We start from the raw sequence: 16,584 nt of genomic DNA, 5'->3' as shown, positions 1-16,584 counted from the left end.
TGGATTTCTGCACGGAACTGCCTGCCGGGCATCAGGTGGCGAACACCGAGCTCACTGCCGGAGCAGCATCCCGGTAAGTGCGGATGGAGCGGGAGGTGCCGTGGCCTTCGCGGGCCAGCTCCCGGCCCAGATCGACGTCGGTTTCGGCGCTGGTATCGATCAAAACGTCCAGTCTCGGCAGGTGCGCGGCGGCAATCCGGGGGTCCGGTCCCGCATTGTGGACACAGTCTGAAAGCAACAGCACCCGGGCATCCCGCGCCGGCACCCGCAGCAGCTCCCGGCGCGCCAGCTCCAGCGGAAAGCTGATGTTGGTCAGTCCCCGGGCCGGGATCCGCAGCAGCGTGTCCAGCAGATCCATCGGCTTGAGCTCTCCGCCCAGGGGCAGGAGCAGGGCGGCATCGGACCAGAAGGCAATAACGGCCACCGCGTCCCGGTGCAGTTCGGCGGCCAGGGCTCCCACCGTGGCCGCAGCCGTCTGCAGGCGTTCCCCCTTCATGGACCCGGAAACGTCCACGGCGAGCACCACGGACCGGCGGGTGCGCACCCGGTCCCGGACCACTATGTCTTCATCGTCCGGAACCGGCCGTTCGGCCAGGACCTCCAGGGTCCGGTCCAGATCGATTTCGTCGGTGCCGCCGCGGTAGGGCAGGCTGGCGAGGGTTCCACTGCCGCGCCGCTGCAGGGAATCGTGCCGCGGCCGGGGCACGGACATCAGGGCGGCGATGTGCCGGACCCGGGCGCGGACGGCTGCGTCCACCGCAACGGAGGACAGACCGGCCCCGGTGCGTTCTGCCGGGTCGTCGGTGAAACCCGGCCGGGACGATCCCGGGGGAGCCGCACCCGCAGGGGCGCGGCGGCCCGCCGGGACCGGCCGGATCACGGCTCCGGAACCGCCGCCGGGCACCGGCTCAAACATGGTGGGCTCCTCTGTCAGCTGTTTGGGCGCACGCCGCAGCGGCGTCCGCGGAGCCGGGCGCCGTGCCGTGCGCCGGGTCAGCGGGGAATCGGCGGAGACCTCTCTTCAACCCGGAGCCGCCGCCGCCGGGCTGAGGACAAAATGGTCCTCCCAGATTTCCCGCAGGACACGCTCCGGCGTGGTCTCGGCACTCTCGTCCAGATGGATGCGTCCGGAGAGGGTCACGACCATTGCGTCGTACACCATTTCGCGGTACCGCGGGTCGCCGGGATCTTCGATGCCGCGCAGTTCCGCCAGCCGGCCGGCCACCAGGACGCAGTCAATGGCGCCGCGCACGCTGGAGCCCTGCCGGATGTCGGGATGGTCCCGGGTGGCGCGGGTGAGGGCGACGGCGTCGCCGATCAGCACCTCGCCCAGCGGTCCCTGCGCCCCCGTGCGCAGGGACACGATGCCGCGCTCGGCGTCGTCGTCCTGGTAGCCGATGGCGAGCCGGTTCAGCCGGTCATGCACCGAGGTGGACAGCCGGGTGGTGCCGAGGTTGTCGTACGGATTCATGGACGCGATGACCCGGAAGGTGTCCAGGGCAGCAATGCTCCCGACCCGGGGGACCGCTATGGAACGGTCCGCCATGGCCGTCAGCAGGGTGTTCAGGGTGTCTTCCGGGGCCCGGTTGAATTCTTCGATGTAGAGGAACCCGCCGCTTTGCATGGCTTCCACCAGGGGTCCGGCAACGAAGTTATCCGCGCTGTAATCCTCCCGCAGCACGCGGGCCGGATTGTGGTGGCCCACGAGCTTGGACGGGGTGAGATCGGCATTGCCCTCCACGAAGAGCAGGGGGATGCCCCACTCTGCGGTGATGGCTTTGAGCATGGTGGTTTTGCTGGTCCCGGGAGGACCTTCCAGGACAATGTCGCGGCCCGCTGCGACGGCCGCGAGCGTGAGTTCGAGTTCACGCCCGCGGCCGACGAGGTGCGCGGCAATACGGGTCCGGGTCGCGGCAATATCCGTAGTCTGCACGGGGTTCCTTTCGGCCGTTCAGGCGACGGCGCCGCCGGCGTCAACCGGTATCTGGCCGCCGGACACGTAGTAGGACTGGTCGGAGGCCAGCCAGGCGACGGCGTTGGACACGTGCTCGGGTTCAATCCACGCCTTACCCATCGGGTTGGTTCCTGCGAAGGCCGCTTCCGCATCCTCGGCCTGCGGATCCTCCAGGTCCGGCCGGAACAACTGATACGTCTTCCGGTTTTTCACCATCAGGGTGTCGATGGAATTGGGATGGATGGTGTTGACCCGGATCCCCAGGGGACCCAGCTCATTGGCGAGGACCTTCATCAGGCCCACCACCGCGTGCTTGGTGGTGGTGTACGCGGCAACGTTGGCCAGCCCCTTGAATCCGGCGAGGGAGGAAATGATGATGACCGAGCCGCCCGGTCCCGAGGCAATCAGGTGTTCGGCGGCCGCCTTGTAGGTGTGCCAAACGCCGGTCACGTTGATGTCCATCAGGTCCTGCCAGGACTGCTCGTCCACCTTGTGGGTGTCCGGACCGAAGGTGAAAATTCCGGCATTGGCCACCACGATATCCAGCCGGCCCAGCTGCGCCACGCCTTCATTCACTGCCGTCGTCAGGGCATTGATATCCCGGACATCCGCTTCCACCGCCACGATGCGCCGGTCCAGTGCTTCGACCTGCCGCGTGGTTTCCTTCAGATCCTCCGGTGTTGCCGGGGGATAGAAATCGGTGACGGTATCCACCGGCCCGCAGAGGTCGACGGCGATGATGTCCGCGCCTTCCGATGCCAGGCGCAGGGCGTGCGAGCGTCCCTGGCCGCGTGCTGCACCGGTGATCAGTGCTACTTTGCCTTCGAGATTTCCCATGTGTGTTTTCCCCTTCGTTGAGTCAGTACTGGGTCACGCCGGCGTCGACGGTCATGGCCAGTGACGTCACGTAACGCGCCTCCTCGGAGGCAAGGAACAGCACGGCATTGGAAATGTCCCCCGGCTGGACCGACTGCACATCCAGCAGGTTGGTGGACATGGCGCTCAGCCGCGGATGCGCTTGAAGCCAGCCCGGGAAGGCCTGCATGTCCTCGCCCGTGATCATGGTGGTCTCCACACCGGTGGGATGGATGGAATTGACCCGGATGTTGGACTCGGCCAGCTCGGTGGCGAACGCGCGCATCAGCCCCACGACGCCGTGCTTCGCCGCGACATAGGGAACCAGGAACGGGAGGCCCTTCAGTCCGGCGGCGGAACTGGTGAGGATGATCGAGCCGCCGCCGGATTCCACCAGGTGCGGTGCCGTGAGCTGTACGGTGTTCCAGACTCCGGTGAGGTTGACGCCTATGGTGTCCTCCCACATTTCCGGGGTCTGCTCATCCCACGGCTTCATCATCATGATCCCGGCGTTGGCCACGACAATATCCAGCCGGCCCAGTTCCGCCACCCCGGTGTCGATCGCCTTCTGCATTGAGGCGCGGTCCCGGACGTCGGCAGCGGACGCGATGATGCGCCGGTCCAGGGCTTCCACTTCCTTGACCGTCTGCGCCAGGTCTTCCTCGGTGGCGGCCGGGTATTTCACGCCCCGGACTGAATCACAGAGGTCCACCGCGATGATGTCGGCGCCTTCCTGGGCGAGACGGACCGCGTGGCTGCGGCCCTGTCCGCGGGCTGCACCGGTGACAAACGCTACTTTTCCTTCTACACGCCCCAATGCGTGCTCCTTTCGGTTGGTTTTCAGTACTGGGTGTTGCCGGCGTCGACGGCCATGGCCAGCGACGTCACGTAGCGGGACTCGTCCGAGGCAAGGAAAAGCACCGCATTGGAAATGTCGACCGGCTGGGTGATGTCCACCGGCAGCAGGTTGGTCATCATGGCGCCGAGCCGTGGATGGGCCTCGAGCATGCCGCCCATGGCCGCCATTCCGTCCCCCGAGGCCATGGCGGTGTCGACGCCGGTGGGGTGGACGGAATTGACCCGGATGTTGGACTCGGCCAGTTCCGTGGCGAAGGCACGCATGATGCCCACCACGCCGTGCTTGGCGGCAACATAGGGTGTGAGGAACGGCAGTCCCTTCAGCCCGGCTGCCGAGCTGGTGAGGATGATCGAGCCGCCGCCGCCTTTCACCAGGTGCGGTGCCGTGAGCTGCACGGTGTTCCACACGCCGGTGAGGTTGGTGCCCACGGTGTCGTCCCAGATCTGCGGCGTGATCTCGTCCCAGGGCTTCATGATGCAGATCCCGGCGTTGGCCACCACGATGTCCAGGCGGCCGAGCTCGGCTACGCCGGCGTCGATGGCACGCTGCATGGCGCCCCGGTCGCGGACGTCGGCCTTGGTGGCGATGATGCGCCGGTCCAGTGCCTCGACCTCCTTGACGGTCTGGGCCAGGTCTTCCTCGGTGGCGGAGGGATAGGCGACGCCGGGAAGGGCGCCGCAGAGGTCAACGGCAATGATGTCGGCGCCTTCCTGCGCCAGCCGGACGGCGTGGCTGCGCCCCTGGCCCCGCGCGGCACCGGTAATGAAAGCAACTTTTCCTTCTACACGCCCCACGGCATGCCTCCTGGAGTAAAGGTGGTGGATCGGTTATTTGGTGGTGGATCCGGCGTCGACGGGCAGCGTGACGCCGGTGATGTAGCGCGCTTCGTCGGAGGCGAGGAACAGGACGGCGTTGGAAATGTCGACGGCGTCCACCCACTTGATCGGCAGTGCGTTCAGGGCCTGGAACCGCTCGCCGATTTGTTCACGCGTGGGGTTCTCGATATCCGGTGCGAAAAGTTTGTACGTGGCACTGTTGTGGATCATGTCGGTGTCCACGCTCGTCGGGTGCACCGAGTTGACCCGGATCATGTCCGGTGCCAGCTCCAGGGCCAGTGCGCGCATCAAACCCACGACGCCGTGTTTGGCGGCAATATAGTGCGCCAGGTTTTCCATGCCCATCAGCCCCGCGGTGGAGCTGGTGAGGATAATGGAGCCGCCGTTGCCTCCCGCCCTCAAATGCGGAATGGCGGCTTTGGCCGTGTGCCAGACACCGGTGAGGTTGATGTCCAGCATGTCCCCCCACTCCTCGTCGGTCAGCTCTTCCGCGGACCCGAAACCGGCGATGCCGGCGTTGGCGCTGACAATGTCCAGCCGCCCGAGCTGGGCGACGCCGTCTTCAACCGCTGCCTTCAGCGCTCCGAAGTCGCGGACATCGGCCTCCACTGCGACAATCCGCCGGTCCAGTGCTTCCACGTCCTTGACCGTCTGGGCGAGGTCCTCCGGGGTGGCCAGGGGGTACCGCACGCTGTTCACCTGCCCGCACAGGTCGACGGCGATGATGTCCGCCCCTTCCTGCGCCAGCCGGAGGGCATGGCTGCGTCCCTGCCCGCGGGCGGCACCGGTAATGAATGCGACTTTGCCTTCAACACGCCCCATTGCGTGTACCTTCTTTCCTTATTCGACGGCCCGCCTGCTGCGGGCCGAACGTTAGTTGCCGCAGCCTCCGCCGCAGCCGGATGGTTCCGAGGCCGGGTTGAAGCCCGCCAGCGGATCTTCGGCGCAGGCGCTGACCGGTGCGGCATCGACCCGGCGCCTGGAAATGGTCACGGGCACCGGGCCCGTGCGGGGCCGCGGCGGAGAGGTGCGGTGGGAATGGTCGCCGTCGGGGCGCGGCAGGCCGGCCGCAGGGCGGGCCTGAAGGGCGGCTTCCCCCAGTCCGCAGACGCACTCCGGATCCGGACCGTCGAGCGGCAGTCCGGTGAAGAACTTCGCTGCCATGCAGCCGCCGCGGCAGGTGTCGAAGAACGGGCAGCCCGAACAGGCTCCGCCGGTCTGCGGTGAGCGCAGCTGCCGGAACAGCTCGGAGTGCTGCCATACCTCCGTGAAGCCGCCGGGGCTGCGGATGCTGCCGGCCAGGAACTCGTCATGGATGGCGAAGGGGCAGGCATAGACATCGCCCACCGGATCGATCAGGCAGACCACACGCCCTGCGCCGCACATATTCAGTCCGGGCAGGGAACCGCCGTAGGCGGAGAGGTGGAAGAACGAGTCGCCGGTCAGCACATCTTCGCCGTGCGCCACGAGCCAGTCATACAGTTCCCGCTGCTGCGCCGCCGTGGGGTGCAGCTCATCCCAGACATCCGCTCCGCGGCCCGAGGGCCGGAGCCTGGTCAGGCGGAGCTGGGCCTGGAACCGGTCCGCAATTTCCTTGAACCTGTCCAGCTGCGGAATGTTCTGCCGGGTGCAGACCACCGAGATCTTGAAGCCGGTGAATCCGGCGTCCGCCATGTTCTGCATGGCCCGCATGGCCGTATCGAACGAGCCCGGTCCGCGGACCTGGTCATTGACTTCCGCAGTGGCTCCGTCCAGGGAAATCTGCACATCGACGTAATCACTCGCAGCCAGCCGGGCAGCTATTTCAGGTGTGATTTTCACGCCGTTGGTCGAGAACTTCACACCCACGTGGTGGGCGGTGGCGTAGTCGACGAGTTCCCAGAAGTCCGGGCGGACCGTCGGTTCTCCGCCGCCGATGTTCACGTAGAACACCTGCATCCGCTCCAACTCGTCAATGACCGCCTTGCATTCCCCGGTCGAAAGTTCCCGCGGATCCCTCCGGCCGGAACTCGAGAGGCAGTGGACGCAGGAAAGGTTGCAGGCGTAGGTCAATTCCCAGGTAAGGCAGATGGGGGCATCCAGTCCGGTTTCAAAGAGATCCACCAGCGTTCCCGGACTGGGCGTGGAAGGACGGGGTGTGGAAAGAACTGTCATGGCTGCTGCCTTTCGATCACCATGTTGGAGGAGGCCAGGGCGCCGAGCGCCCGCTGATAGCGGGCCAGGTCTGCCGGCCCTACCCCTGCGGAGGTACAGGCAGCACCGGCGCTGGGCTCGGTGCGCAGCCGCTGCACAATCGCCAGCAGGGTCCTGTCCTTCAGAAAGGACAGCCTGCGGGTGCCGAAGTGATAGAGCAGTGCTCCGAACGGTTCGGGGCGTATCGAAACCTGGGGATGCAGCCGCCAGGAACGGTCCAGGTCAAAGGCCTGCATGGGACGGCCTAGTAGACGCCGCACATGCCGTCAATGGAGACTTCCTCCACCAACAGGTCCTCCGGAGCGTCCTGCTGCGTCTCCGCCGGGGCGGCGGTGTCGGTGGGCGGGGTATCGAAAAGGTCTTTTCCAGGTCGCATTATGTGCTCCTCGCGGCAGAAACCGGCATCAGTGGCGTTACTCTGTGTGCCGGCGACAGTAACGGCACCCGGTGCCAAAGGGAAGAGGTAATTTCGTGGTTATTGAAACGGCAGGCCAGCCGCCGGCGCGGACCGGACGAAAACCTGTGACGTCCAAGGCTGAACTTAGCCACGCGGCCCTGGCGCTGTTTGACCGCAGGGGCTTTGACCGGGTCACCGTGGATGAGATTGCCGCCGCGGCAGGTATTGGACGGAGGACCTTTTTCCGGTATTTCCCCTCCAAGAACGATCTGCCCTGGGGCGACTTTGAGGAGCTGCTGGCCGGGATGGAAACCTACCTCCGCTCACTGCCGGAGAGCGTGCCGCTGGGTAACGCCCTCTGCAGTGCCGTGATCGAGTTCAACCGGCTGCCGCCCGAGGAAGTCCCGTACCACCGTCAGCGCATGGAACTGCTGCTCCGGGTGCCTGCCCTGCAGGCCCATTCCACACTCCGTTACACGGCGTGGCGGCAGGTGGTGGCACGGTTCGCTGCCTCGCGGCTGGGGGTGCCGGAGGGGAGCCTGCAGCCGCAGGCCATCGCGTGGGCCCTGCTGGGCCTATGCCTGGCGGCCTACGAGCAGTGGCTGGACCGGCCCGGTGCGGAGCTGACGGACATCCTCCGGGAATCGCTGGCCCTGGTCAAGGAGTTCCGGAACCCTTGACCCTTCCTGTGATGCACCGCATACTAACTGAACGATTAGTTAGTGAACCCAGGAGCCCCCATGACCGTCACGCAGACCGCGCCTCCCGATTTCGATCCCACCGCTTTGGACGGCATCGACGCCGACCTCTACCTGCTCGACGACCTGCTGGATGACCAGGCCCGGGACGTCCGGGACCGGGTCCGGGGATTCGTGGACCGGGACCTGCTGCCGGTCATCAACGACTACTGGGAGCGGGCCGAGTTCCCATTCGAGCTGGTTCCCAGGCTCGCCGCACTGAACATCGCCGGCGGCACCATCACGGGCTATGGCTGTCCGGGCCTGAGCCGGATTGCCGCCTCCACGGCCGCAGCCGAGCTTGCCCGCGGCGACGGCTCCATCAACACCTTTTTCGGCGTCCATTCCGGCCTGGCCATGGGCAGCATCGACATGCTCGGCAGCGAGGAGCAGAAGCAGCGCTGGCTGCCGGCGATGGCCCGCCTCGAGAAAATCGGCGCCTTCGCCCTGACGGAGCCCAGCCACGGATCGGACTCGGTCTCACTGGAGACCAGCGCGCGCCGCGAGGGTGATTCCTACATCCTGAACGGAAGCAAGCGGTGGATCGGCAACGCCAGTTTTGCCGACATCGTGATCATTTATGCACGCGACGAAGCGGACGGCGCCGTGAAGGCGTTCGTGATGGAAAAGGACGCGGACGGCAACCACCCCGCCGGTTACCGGGCGGACGTCATCACCGGGAAGATCGGCAAGCGGGCCGTGCTGCAGCCGGACATCCGCATCGAGAACCTGCGCATTCCCGCGGAAAACCGGTTGGAGAACTGCAGTTCCTTCAAGGATGTCAACAAGGTCCTGGCCGCCACCCGCGGGGGAGTCGCCTGGGAAGCGCTGGGGCACGCAGTGGCCGCCTATGAGATCGCCGTGGCCTATGCCAAGGACAGGGTGCAGTTCGGCCGGCCTATCGCCGGTTTCCAGCTGGTGCAGAACAAGCTGGCCAACATGCTCGCGCAGCTGACCGCAATCAAGCTGACCTGCTTCCGCCTCAACGAACTCGGCGAGGAAGGAAAGATGACCGGCCCCATGGCCTCCATGGCAAAGATGTTTGCCGCCCGGCAGGGCCGGTGGATCTGCTCCGAGGCGCGGGACATCATGGGCGGCAACGGGCTGCTGCTGGAAAACCATGTGGCCCGCCACCTGACCGACATGGAGGTGGTGTTCACCTACGAGGGCACCGACTCCATGCAGTCGCTGATCCTGGGCCGGCACATCACCGGCTTGTCCGCGTTCGCCTAACCGCAGCCGTACTCCAGGTCATCTCCCGCGTAGGTCAGCGTACCCGCAGCCCCAGCACCCGGCCGCTGCCCGGGGCTGCGGGATCCATGGCCTCCGGCCAGCGGGCAGTCATCATAAACAGCAGGCCGCCGTCGCTGCCGCCGGTGGCGCAGGAGAAGCATCCCTGATCCAGCTGCACCGTCTGCAGCACCGACCCGCCCTCGCGGACCCGGACGCAGCGTTCCCCGGGTACTTCGGCGAACCAGATGCCGCCGCTGCCGTCCCAGCTGATGCCGTCCGGTGCACTGCCGGAGACCTCGGCCCAGACCCCGGCGGGCGTCAGGCTTCCGTCGTCGCCGATGTGGAAGGACGTCAGGCGGCCGGCGTCGGACTCGGCGACAACGAGCGTGCCGCCGTCGTCGGATACCAGCATCCCGTTGGGGAACGCCAAACCGTCCGCCACGGGCTCCACCGAGCCGTCCGGCCTCACCAGGGCGATGGCACCGTTGTTCTGCGGGGTGTCCGCATAGTCATAGCCGAGGCCGTTCACGTAGATATTGCCGGAGGGGTGCACGGCAATCTCGTTCCACGGATAATCGGAGAGCCCGGCCAGATCCGCCAGCGGCACGAGGCCGGCATTCGGCACTTCCAGCAGGACCCGTCCGTCCGTTCCGGAGACCACCACCATCCGCCCGTCCGGCAGCCAGTCAAAGCTGATGGGAAATGACGGGACAGCGGCTACCCGCCGTACTGAGCCGGATGAATCCAGCGCCGAGATGGTCCCGGCCGTCCAGTCCGCAAACCAGAATTCACCGGCATGCCAGCGGGCCGATTCGCCCATGCCGATTCCTGAAACCAGCGTCGTGGGGTCCATTGCGTACGCACCTCGATTCCCGGAGGGTCCGGCTTCCAGTATGCCGCCCGGAGCGGAGAACGGGCCGGGGCTTCCGGAAATTCCTGTTCCGGGGTCACGACGACGGCGGCTCGGCACCCAGCATCCGCAGCGCCATCCGGCTGTGGTGTTCTCCGATGCCGGCGGCGCTTTGCCGTCCGTCTCCGCGGTACCAGCGGGCCACGTCCACGCAGAGCGAGAGCAGGGCCAGGACGGCAAGCCCCGTGTCCTCAATGTGGAACAGTCCCTGCTGCCGCCCGCGGTCCACGACGGCGCGGAACTCGGCGTCCACGGAACGGCGGATTTCCAGGACATCGGCCCGGTGCTCCTCCGTGAGGGCCGCGAGCTCGAAATTCACCACGCTGGACTTGGTGCGGTTGGCCGCCTGCCACTCCACGAAGTCCCGGACCATGGTCGAGATCTGCTGCACGGGGTCGCTGCTTGAGGCGGCACCGGTGCGGACCAGCTCCAGGGTGCGTTCATGCCCCACCCGCGAAATGCTGTACAGCAGCTCCTCCTTGGAGCGGTGATGCACATAGACGGCGCCCGGGGTGACCCCGGCCGCCGTCGCGATGTCCCGGGTGGTGGTGCCGTGGAAACCTTTGGCCGCGAAGGCTTCCGTGGCGGAATCCAGCAGGCGCTGGCCCGTGCCGTTTGCGGGCACCTGTACCTCCGGTGGTGGGCGGAATGAGCGTTTAGCCACCAGAGTAACAGCGGGGGAGCGTGCTGCCGTCAGGCCAGCCGGGAGCGGACAATCTCGCTTACGGCCTTGCCGTCAAACCGTCCCGCCACCTTGGCGGTGACCGGCTTCATGACCTGTCCCATCTGGCGCATCGAGAGTTCGGCGCCGCCGGCACGAAGCTCCGCGAGGGCCCCGTCCACAATGGCTTCGACATCCTCCCGGGTCAGGGGAGCGGGCAGGTAGGCCTCGATGATCTCCGCTTCGGCAACCTCGGAGGCCGCCCGGTCGGCTTCGCCGGCCTCCGTGTAGATCCGGGCAGTGTCGCGGCGCTTGGCTGCTTCCTTCTGCAGCAGGGAGACGACCTGGGCGTCGTCGAGCTCCACCGGCGTCTTGCCCGACTTTTCCCGGGTGGTGATTTCGCCCAGCACGTTGCGCACCGTGGTCAGGGCCGTTCGGTTGCCGGACTTCATGTGGGTTTTCATGTCCGCCTGCAGCTGCTCTTTCAAAGTGCCCATGGTCCTCATCCTTCAGTGATGTATAGCTTTCCCTTTCCATCGTCCCCCATGCGGGGCCGCCCCGGAGAACCGGATGCGGCCGCGGTCACAGCGTTCGGGATCACACCCCAAAAAGGACTCAGTTGTCTTGAGGCAATCAAAACAACTGATAGGGTTTTTGTTATGCGGAAAGCGGCGGACACAGCCCAAACCCTGGCCGGAGACATCCGGGCCGCGGGGCTGAAATCCACGTCACAGCGCGTTGCCGTCCTGGCGGCGCTGCAGCAGGCACCGCACTCCAGTGCAGACGCTGTCCTGGTGTCGGTCCGTTCGACGTTGCCGAACATTTCCGCCCAGGCCGTCTACGGCATTCTGTCCGCCTTTACCGAGGCGGGACTGGCCCGGCGGGTTGAACCTGCGGGTTCACCGGCACTGTACGAAGCCAGGGTGGGGGACAACCACCACCATCTGGTCTGCATCCGCTGCGGAGCCATCAAGGACGTCGATTGTGTGATCGGCCAGGCACCCTGCCTGACCCCGGACGACGATTCCGGCTTTACCGTACTGGCCGCCGAAGTGACCTTCAGCGGCATCTGCAGCACCTGCGCACAGCAGGCGGAGACCTCCGCCCGCTAACGCGCAGCACCGCCATTCATTTCGGCGGGCACTATTCAACGGCGACTCACTACCGGGCTCAACGCTGCCCAAAAACCGTCGCCGCGGCCCGAGTCTCACCCCCAAGCGTCAACTGAGGAGACACCATGACCACCCTGATGAACCGACCTGCAGCCGCCCACACCGCTGAGCGCGCCGCTGAGTACACCGCTGCTGTCCCGGCTGCCCGGCCCCGCCGCCGGGGCACCTACACCACCAGCTATGACACTCCGCTGGGAACCGCACGCCCCGCCGGAACCTATGTGTCCGCGGACCGCCCCGACGCCGCCCGCCCCCGGCACGCGGGAAGCTACGTGGACACCGCCGCGTACCTCAACCGCCGCCCCGCCGGCACTTACACCCTGCGCGGCTAGCCGGGGAGCCGCCGTCCTGCGCGTGGGGCGCTGCGCCTCGGCGGGGACTGCGGACCGCAGCCGGTAGGATGAATGGTCGTTGTCCCGCGGGGCGAGGAAACCAACCCCTTTGAGAGGACACCATGAGCCTGATCCGGCTGCAGGACGTCAACACTTCCTTCGAGAACAAGCAGGTCCTGCGCGAAGCGTTCCTGCGGCTCGATCCCAAGGACCGGATCGGCCTGATCGGCCGGAACGGCTCCGGCAAGTCCACCATCCTGAAACTGGTCCTGGACCAGGTCCAGCCGGATTCCGGCACCGTGACCGTGGAGCCGGGCGTCAGGATCGGCTACTTCTCCCAGTTCTCCGAACTGGACGGGAAGGCCAGCATCGCCGAGATCCTGGACGCCGTCTTCATGGAGATCAAGGACGTCGAGGCCGAGCTGGCCGGGATTGATGCAGCCATCGCCGCCAATCCCGCGGACAAGGAAATGGACCGGCTGATCCGCCGTCAGTCCGAATTGTTCGAAACCATGGACCGGCTGGACGGCTGGGACTACCCCCGCCGCATCGACACCGTGCTCACCACGCTCGGATTCACCGCCGCACACCGAGTCTGCCCCGTCGATGCGCTGTCCGGCGGCTGGCGGAACCGCGCGGCACTGGCAAAAATCCTGCTGGAACAGCCCGATGTCCTGCTCCTGGATGAACCGACCAACTACCTGGACGTGGCCGGCGTTGAATGGCTTGAGGGCTGGTTCCGCGACTTCCGGGGCGCGGCCATCATCGTTTCCCACGACCGGAAGTTCCTGGACGCCGTCGTCACCCGCATCGTGGAGGTGGAGAACTTCCACCTGCACGAATACCCCGGAAACTTTGCCGAATACGTGGTGCAGAAACAGTTCCGGCTCAAGAACCTCCAGGCACAGTTCGTGCACGAGGCGGAGCTGCTGGCCTTTGAGGCCGAAGGCATCGCCGACCGCCGCGAGGCTGCGAAAGCCGGAGGCCGGCTCAGCACCCAGCTGACCCGCATCAAAAAATCCCGGGCCCCGCGGCCCGTGGATGAAATCATCACGGGCATCTACGGCGGCCTGCACGTCAAGGACGTCCTGGGCCGCGTCCGCGGAGTGTCCAAGTCCTACGGCGACAAGGTGCTCTTCGAGAACCTGAGTTTCGAGGTGAACAAGGGGGACCGCATTGCCGTCACCGGAACCAACGGCAGCGGCAAGACGACGCTGCTGCGCGTACTGACGGGCGAGGAGAAGCCCGACGCCGGCGAGGTCACCTGGCCCAAGGGTCCGGCGATGGTGTCCTACAACCAGATGCTGGCGGAGCTTGACGACGCCGACACCGTCACCCACGCGGTGAACTCCCTGCCCGGGTCCCTCGCCTTCAGCGCGACCCGCAAGTCCGTCAACCGGTTCCTGACGATGTTCCAGTTCTCCGAAGCTGACCTGACCTCCAAGATCGGAAACCTCTCCGGCGGCCAGCGCGCCCGTGTTGCCATGGCCCAGTGCCTGCTCTCGGGTGCACCCGTGCTGCTGCTGGACGAACCCACCAACCACCTGGACATGTCCAGCACCCAGGTGATGGAACGTGCCCTGCTGCATTTCCCCGGCGCCGTGATTGTGGTCAGCCATGACCGGTTCTTCACGGAAAAGATCGCCACCCGCTGGCTGGTGTTCGGCGCCGACGGCGCGGAACCGGGAGCCGTCCACCTCCGCGAGGCCTGACCGGCGGATCCGCCCGGGCGCGCCGTCTATCGCGGACCCCGATCTTCCAGTAACGTCTGGGCGGTGCTCGACGGATTGTTTGACGGACCCAGCCTTGTATTCCTTGCTGCCGGCCTCGCCGTGTTCCTCGCCGCAGTGCTGCCCAAACTGCTGCGCGACGTCCCTGTGTCCATGCCCATGGTCTTTCTCGGGGCGGGCATCCTGACGTTCAACCTCCTGAAGGATCTGCCCGACCCTGATCCGGTGCGCCACGGAGACTTCACCGCACACCTCACCGAGGTGTGCGTGATCATTTCACTCATGGGTGCGGGCCTGGCCCTGGACCGCCCGCTGGGCTGGCACCGCTGGTCCACCACGTGGCGGATGCTGGGCATCGCCATGCCGCTGAGCCTGCTGGGCCTGGCCCTGCTCAATGTCTGGGTCCTCGGCCTCGGCCTCGCGGCAGCCGTGCTGCTGGCCGCCGCCCTGGCTCCGACCGATCCGGTCCTGGCTTCCGAAGTGCAGGTGGGGGAACCTGCCGACTCCGAGGAGGAGGATTCGGCAGGTGAAGCCGAGGACGAGGTGCGGTTCGGCCTGACCTCCGAAGCCGGACTCAACGACGGTCTGGCGTTTCCGTTTGTCTATCTCGCCATCGGCATGAGCCTGGTGGGAACCGCGCCGTCCGCGTGGTTCCCGCACTGGATCGGCGTGGACATCGTCTGGCGGATCGGCATGGGCGTCCTCCTGGGCTTCCTCACCGGCAAAATGCTGAGCCGGCTCTTCTTCTCCGCGCGGCTGGAAAGCATCCGCCTGTCCAACCATTCCGAAGGATTCGTGGCCCTTGCAGCCACGTTTCTGGCCTACGGAATCACCGAAATGCTGGACGGCTACGGTTTCGTGGCCGTCTTCGTCTGCGCAGTCACCATCCGTACCGCGGAGCGCACCCACGGCTACCACCGGGTGCTGCACAGCTACGTGGAACAGCTGGAGCGGCTGCTGACTGTGGTCCTGCTGCTCCTGCTCGGGGGTGCCATTGCCCGCGGGCTGCTGGCCGGCATCGGCTGGCGCGAAGTGGTGGTCACCGCAGCGTTCCTGCTGGTGGTCCGTCCCCTTGCCGGCTGGCTGGGCCTGCTGGGCGGCCGGCCCGGTCCCCGCGAACGGCTGGCCATCGCGTTCTTCGGAGTCCGGGGCATCGGATCGCTCTATTACCTCAGCTACGCCCTGGACAAGGGACACTTCGGGAACGAGGAACAACTCTGGGGCCTGCTCGGGCTGGTGGTGGCCTCCTCCATCGTGCTGCACGGCATCACGGCGGCCCCGGTGATTAACCGGCTGGACCGGATCCGCCGGAAGACTGCCGTGGAACGCTTCGGCGACGAGCGTCCGGATACCCCTGTCTGACCCCCGGCCGGCGGTACCTGCCCTGTTCGCACCCGGGCCCCGCTGTTAGCTTGGCGCTATGAATTCGCCCGCCCGCCCGGACCCGGGTCCGCCTGCCGGAGCGCCGCTTCCGTCTCCGGCCCTGATGGCCCAGACCTGGGCGGCTGCGGTGTTCCTGCATTGGCGCATCGATCCCGCCCTTGCTGCGCCGTACATGCCGGCCGGCGTCGAACCCGATGTTTTCCATGGCTCCTCCTGGGTAGGGCTCATCGGCTTCCGGGCGCCGGCGACGAAACTCGGAACGATTCCGGTGCCGTTTTTCGGTACCTACACGGAGATCAACGTGCGCCTGTATTCCCGGGGCCGGGACGGCAGCCGCGGGGTGCTGTTCCTGAGCCTGGATGCCTCCAGGCTTGCGCCCGTGCTGACGGCGCGGGCCCTGGGCGTCCCGTACGTCTGGTCCCGCTGCCGTCCCCGGCGGACCGGCTGGGGCCTGGGGTACGACGTCGACCGGTTCGGCGGCCAGGCCCGCTCATCCTTCGCCGTGGTGCCGGATTACGGCCGTAAGGCGGATGATGATTTGTCCCTCCTGCTCACCGCACGTTTCGGGCTGCACACGTCCCTGGCCGGGCGCACCGCGTTTGTCCCGATTGCGCACCCGCCGTGGCCGCTGCATCCTGCCCGGCTGACGTACCTGCGCGATGAACTGGTGCCGGCCGCCGGGATTCCCGTGGAGGGACCGCCGGACACGGTGCATTACTCACCCGGGGTGAGCACGGTGTTTGGCCGTCCCCGGCGGATAGCCTGACCCAGTTCCCGGCGCAGGCCCCGTTCACCGCGGCGCATCAGCAGGGCGTGCGCTGCGGTGAAGACCGGCCGGGCCACAGGAGTGAGCACCTGCATCCACCGCCGCGTGGGCATCACCCGCCAATCAATCTCCATGCGGGTCCCGGTCTCCATCCGGAGCCCAGTCTCGATCCGGGTCCCGGTCTCCATCCGGGGCCCGGCGAGGAGGCGGGGAACAGTCGCATCCGGCCGGTGCCGGCCAGGTCTCCATCGGCGTCGAACTCTATGTTCCGGGGCCGGAGGGCACGGGTGGGATGAATGGCGACGGACAGCCGGTAACCCGGGGCAGCCTGGAACTGCAGGCGGACGGTGGTGCCGAGCAGCCGTGCGATCGGATCCCCGGGGTCCGCGGACGGACCGGTGGCAAGCTCCTGAAGCGTGCAGCCCGGCCACCAGCGGGGCCAGCTCATGTCAGGACTGGCGATGGTCTCCCAGACCGCCTCCGGAGTCGCGTCGAGCAGCCAACTGGAAGGAAGGATGTAGAGACCGGGCATTGGTCCAGCTTCGCACTGGCCTTCGCCGCATCCC

The 16,584-nt window shown here is 66.7% G+C and carries 20 protein-coding genes; 7 read left to right on the top strand and 13 right to left on the bottom strand.

What is annotated here, in order from left to right:
- Positions 1-31: 31 nt before the first annotated feature.
- The 9 genes from GD627_RS09095 to mftA form a co-directional block, all read right to left on the bottom strand.
- Entirely contained in the window at positions 32-916 is an 885-nt protein-coding gene (locus GD627_RS09095; RefSeq protein ID WP_194266011.1) for a vWA domain-containing protein, read from the bottom strand.
- A 105-nt stretch (positions 917-1,021) separates the two neighbouring features.
- Positions 1,022-1,933 (bottom strand): AAA family ATPase, encoded by a 912-nt coding sequence (locus tag GD627_RS09090; RefSeq protein ID WP_210250480.1) that lies wholly within the window; start codon positions 1,931-1,933, stop codon positions 1,022-1,024.
- A gap of 18 nt (positions 1,934-1,951) precedes the next feature.
- Positions 1,952-2,791 (bottom strand): mycofactocin-coupled SDR family oxidoreductase, encoded by an 840-nt coding sequence (locus GD627_RS09085; RefSeq protein WP_152272230.1) that lies wholly within the window; start codon positions 2,789-2,791, stop codon positions 1,952-1,954.
- A 22-nt stretch (positions 2,792-2,813) separates the two neighbouring features.
- Entirely contained in the window at positions 2,814-3,626 is an 813-nt protein-coding gene (locus tag GD627_RS09080) for a mycofactocin-coupled SDR family oxidoreductase (protein ID WP_152272229.1), read from the bottom strand.
- A 23-nt stretch (positions 3,627-3,649) separates the two neighbouring features.
- Positions 3,650-4,462 (bottom strand): mycofactocin-coupled SDR family oxidoreductase, encoded by an 813-nt coding sequence (locus tag GD627_RS09075; protein ID WP_146362139.1) that lies wholly within the window; start codon positions 4,460-4,462, stop codon positions 3,650-3,652.
- 33 nt (positions 4,463-4,495) lie between these two features.
- Positions 4,496-5,326: a mycofactocin-coupled SDR family oxidoreductase gene (locus tag GD627_RS09070; RefSeq protein WP_146362138.1), complete on the bottom strand. Its 831-nt coding sequence runs from the start codon at positions 5,324-5,326 to the stop codon at positions 4,496-4,498.
- A gap of 51 nt (positions 5,327-5,377) precedes the next feature.
- The gene (gene mftC, locus GD627_RS09065; RefSeq protein WP_152272228.1) at positions 5,378-6,658 is read right to left on the bottom strand and encodes a mycofactocin radical SAM maturase; all 1,281 of its coding nucleotides are present in this window, start codon (positions 6,656-6,658) and stop codon (positions 5,378-5,380) included.
- Positions 6,655-6,933 (bottom strand): mycofactocin biosynthesis chaperone MftB, encoded by a 279-nt coding sequence (mftB, locus tag GD627_RS09060; RefSeq protein ID WP_146362136.1) that lies wholly within the window; start codon positions 6,931-6,933, stop codon positions 6,655-6,657. The genes mftC and mftB overlap by 4 nt, the downstream gene beginning before the upstream one ends.
- A gap of 8 nt (positions 6,934-6,941) precedes the next feature.
- A complete protein-coding gene (gene mftA / locus GD627_RS09055) occupies positions 6,942-7,073 on the bottom strand; it encodes a mycofactocin precursor MftA (RefSeq protein WP_146362135.1) in 132 nt (43 codons plus the stop codon).
- 95 nt (positions 7,074-7,168) lie between these two features.
- Between mftA and mftR the strand changes: the two genes are divergently transcribed.
- Together mftR and GD627_RS09045 are read left to right on the top strand one after the other, a co-directional pair.
- Positions 7,169-7,774: a mycofactocin system transcriptional regulator gene (gene mftR, locus GD627_RS09050; RefSeq protein ID WP_246165408.1), complete on the top strand. Its 606-nt coding sequence runs from the start codon at positions 7,169-7,171 to the stop codon at positions 7,772-7,774.
- 60 nt (positions 7,775-7,834) lie between these two features.
- Positions 7,835-9,064 carry an acyl-CoA dehydrogenase family protein gene (locus GD627_RS09045; RefSeq protein WP_152272227.1) on the top strand — a complete coding sequence of 410 codons (1,230 nt, stop codon included), beginning with the start codon at positions 7,835-7,837 and terminating at the stop codon, positions 9,062-9,064.
- Positions 9,065-9,098: 34 nt separating this feature from the next.
- Here the strand turns inward: GD627_RS09045 and GD627_RS09040 are convergent, their stop codons facing one another.
- The 3 genes from GD627_RS09040 to GD627_RS09030 form a co-directional block, all read right to left on the bottom strand.
- Entirely contained in the window at positions 9,099-9,917 is an 819-nt protein-coding gene (locus GD627_RS09040) for an SMP-30/gluconolactonase/LRE family protein (protein ID WP_152272226.1), read from the bottom strand.
- 94 nt (positions 9,918-10,011) lie between these two features.
- Positions 10,012-10,599, bottom strand: a complete 588-nt coding sequence (locus GD627_RS09035) for a TetR/AcrR family transcriptional regulator (protein ID WP_152272225.1) — start codon at positions 10,597-10,599, stop codon at positions 10,012-10,014.
- Positions 10,600-10,667: 68 nt separating this feature from the next.
- Entirely contained in the window at positions 10,668-11,132 is a 465-nt protein-coding gene (locus GD627_RS09030) for a GatB/YqeY domain-containing protein (RefSeq protein WP_152272224.1), read from the bottom strand.
- A gap of 162 nt (positions 11,133-11,294) precedes the next feature.
- On the opposite strand from GD627_RS09030, the gene GD627_RS09025 reads away from it, so the two are divergent.
- The 5 genes from GD627_RS09025 (at position 11,295) to GD627_RS09005 (ending at position 16,018) form a co-directional block, all read left to right on the top strand.
- On the top strand, positions 11,295-11,747 hold the full coding sequence (locus GD627_RS09025) for a Fur family transcriptional regulator (protein ID WP_146362129.1): 453 nt from the start codon (positions 11,295-11,297) through the stop codon (positions 11,745-11,747).
- A 125-nt stretch (positions 11,748-11,872) separates the two neighbouring features.
- Positions 11,873-12,139: a hypothetical protein gene (locus GD627_RS09020; protein WP_152272223.1), complete on the top strand. Its 267-nt coding sequence runs from the start codon at positions 11,873-11,875 to the stop codon at positions 12,137-12,139.
- A 122-nt stretch (positions 12,140-12,261) separates the two neighbouring features.
- On the top strand, positions 12,262-13,851 hold the full coding sequence (locus GD627_RS09015) for an ABC-F family ATP-binding cassette domain-containing protein (RefSeq protein ID WP_152272222.1): 1,590 nt from the start codon (positions 12,262-12,264) through the stop codon (positions 13,849-13,851).
- A 75-nt stretch (positions 13,852-13,926) separates the two neighbouring features.
- Positions 13,927-15,231: a cation:proton antiporter gene (locus GD627_RS09010; RefSeq protein WP_152272507.1), complete on the top strand. Its 1,305-nt coding sequence runs from the start codon at positions 13,927-13,929 to the stop codon at positions 15,229-15,231.
- A gap of 58 nt (positions 15,232-15,289) precedes the next feature.
- Complete coding sequence (locus tag GD627_RS09005) at positions 15,290-16,018, top strand: YqjF family protein (RefSeq protein WP_246165407.1); 729 nt, start codon at positions 15,290-15,292, stop codon at positions 16,016-16,018.
- A gap of 112 nt (positions 16,019-16,130) precedes the next feature.
- On the opposite strand, the gene GD627_RS09000 is transcribed toward GD627_RS09005, so the two are convergent.
- The gene (locus GD627_RS09000; RefSeq protein ID WP_152272221.1) at positions 16,131-16,550 is read right to left on the bottom strand and encodes an SRPBCC family protein; all 420 of its coding nucleotides are present in this window, start codon (positions 16,548-16,550) and stop codon (positions 16,131-16,133) included.
- Positions 16,551-16,584 lie beyond the last annotated feature (34 nt).

It is taken from the genome of Arthrobacter yangruifuii (assembly GCF_009192775.1).
Classification (GTDB): Bacteria; Actinomycetota; Actinomycetes; order Actinomycetales; family Micrococcaceae; genus Arthrobacter_B; species Arthrobacter_B yangruifuii.
Note: the sequence above shows the minus strand (reverse complement) of the source record. Positions and strands in the feature narration are given on the sequence as shown.

Excerpts from the sequence above, each read along its gene's own strand:
- mftC (WP_152272228.1), bottom strand. The coding sequence starts at position 6,658 with ATGACAGTTCTTTCCACACCCCGTCCTTCCACGCCCAGTCCGGGAACG.
- GD627_RS09020 (WP_152272223.1), top strand. The coding sequence starts at position 11,873 with ATGACCACCCTGATGAACCGACCTGCAGCCGCCCACACCGCTGAGCGC.
- GD627_RS09045 (WP_152272227.1), top strand. The coding sequence starts at position 7,835 with ATGACCGTCACGCAGACCGCGCCTCCCGATTTCGATCCCACCGCTTTG.
- GD627_RS09030 (WP_152272224.1), bottom strand. The coding sequence starts at position 11,132 with ATGGGCACTTTGAAAGAGCAGCTGCAGGCGGACATGAAAACCCACATG.
- mftA (WP_146362135.1), bottom strand. The coding sequence starts at position 7,073 with ATGCGACCTGGAAAAGACCTTTTCGATACCCCGCCCACCGACACCGCC.
- mftB (WP_146362136.1), bottom strand. The coding sequence starts at position 6,933 with ATGCAGGCCTTTGACCTGGACCGTTCCTGGCGGCTGCATCCCCAGGTT.
- GD627_RS09040 (WP_152272226.1), bottom strand. The coding sequence starts at position 9,917 with ATGGACCCCACGACGCTGGTTTCAGGAATCGGCATGGGCGAATCGGCC.
- GD627_RS09085 (WP_152272230.1), bottom strand. The coding sequence starts at position 2,791 with ATGGGAAATCTCGAAGGCAAAGTAGCACTGATCACCGGTGCAGCACGC.
- GD627_RS09005 (WP_246165407.1), top strand. The coding sequence starts at position 15,290 with ATGAATTCGCCCGCCCGCCCGGACCCGGGTCCGCCTGCCGGAGCGCCG.
- GD627_RS09015 (WP_152272222.1), top strand. The coding sequence starts at position 12,262 with ATGAGCCTGATCCGGCTGCAGGACGTCAACACTTCCTTCGAGAACAAG.
- GD627_RS09070 (WP_146362138.1), bottom strand. The coding sequence starts at position 5,326 with ATGGGGCGTGTTGAAGGCAAAGTCGCATTCATTACCGGTGCCGCCCGC.
- GD627_RS09025 (WP_146362129.1), top strand. The coding sequence starts at position 11,295 with ATGCGGAAAGCGGCGGACACAGCCCAAACCCTGGCCGGAGACATCCGG.
- GD627_RS09000 (WP_152272221.1), bottom strand. The coding sequence starts at position 16,550 with ATGCCCGGTCTCTACATCCTTCCTTCCAGTTGGCTGCTCGACGCGACT.
- GD627_RS09095 (WP_194266011.1), bottom strand. The coding sequence starts at position 916 with ATGTTTGAGCCGGTGCCCGGCGGCGGTTCCGGAGCCGTGATCCGGCCG.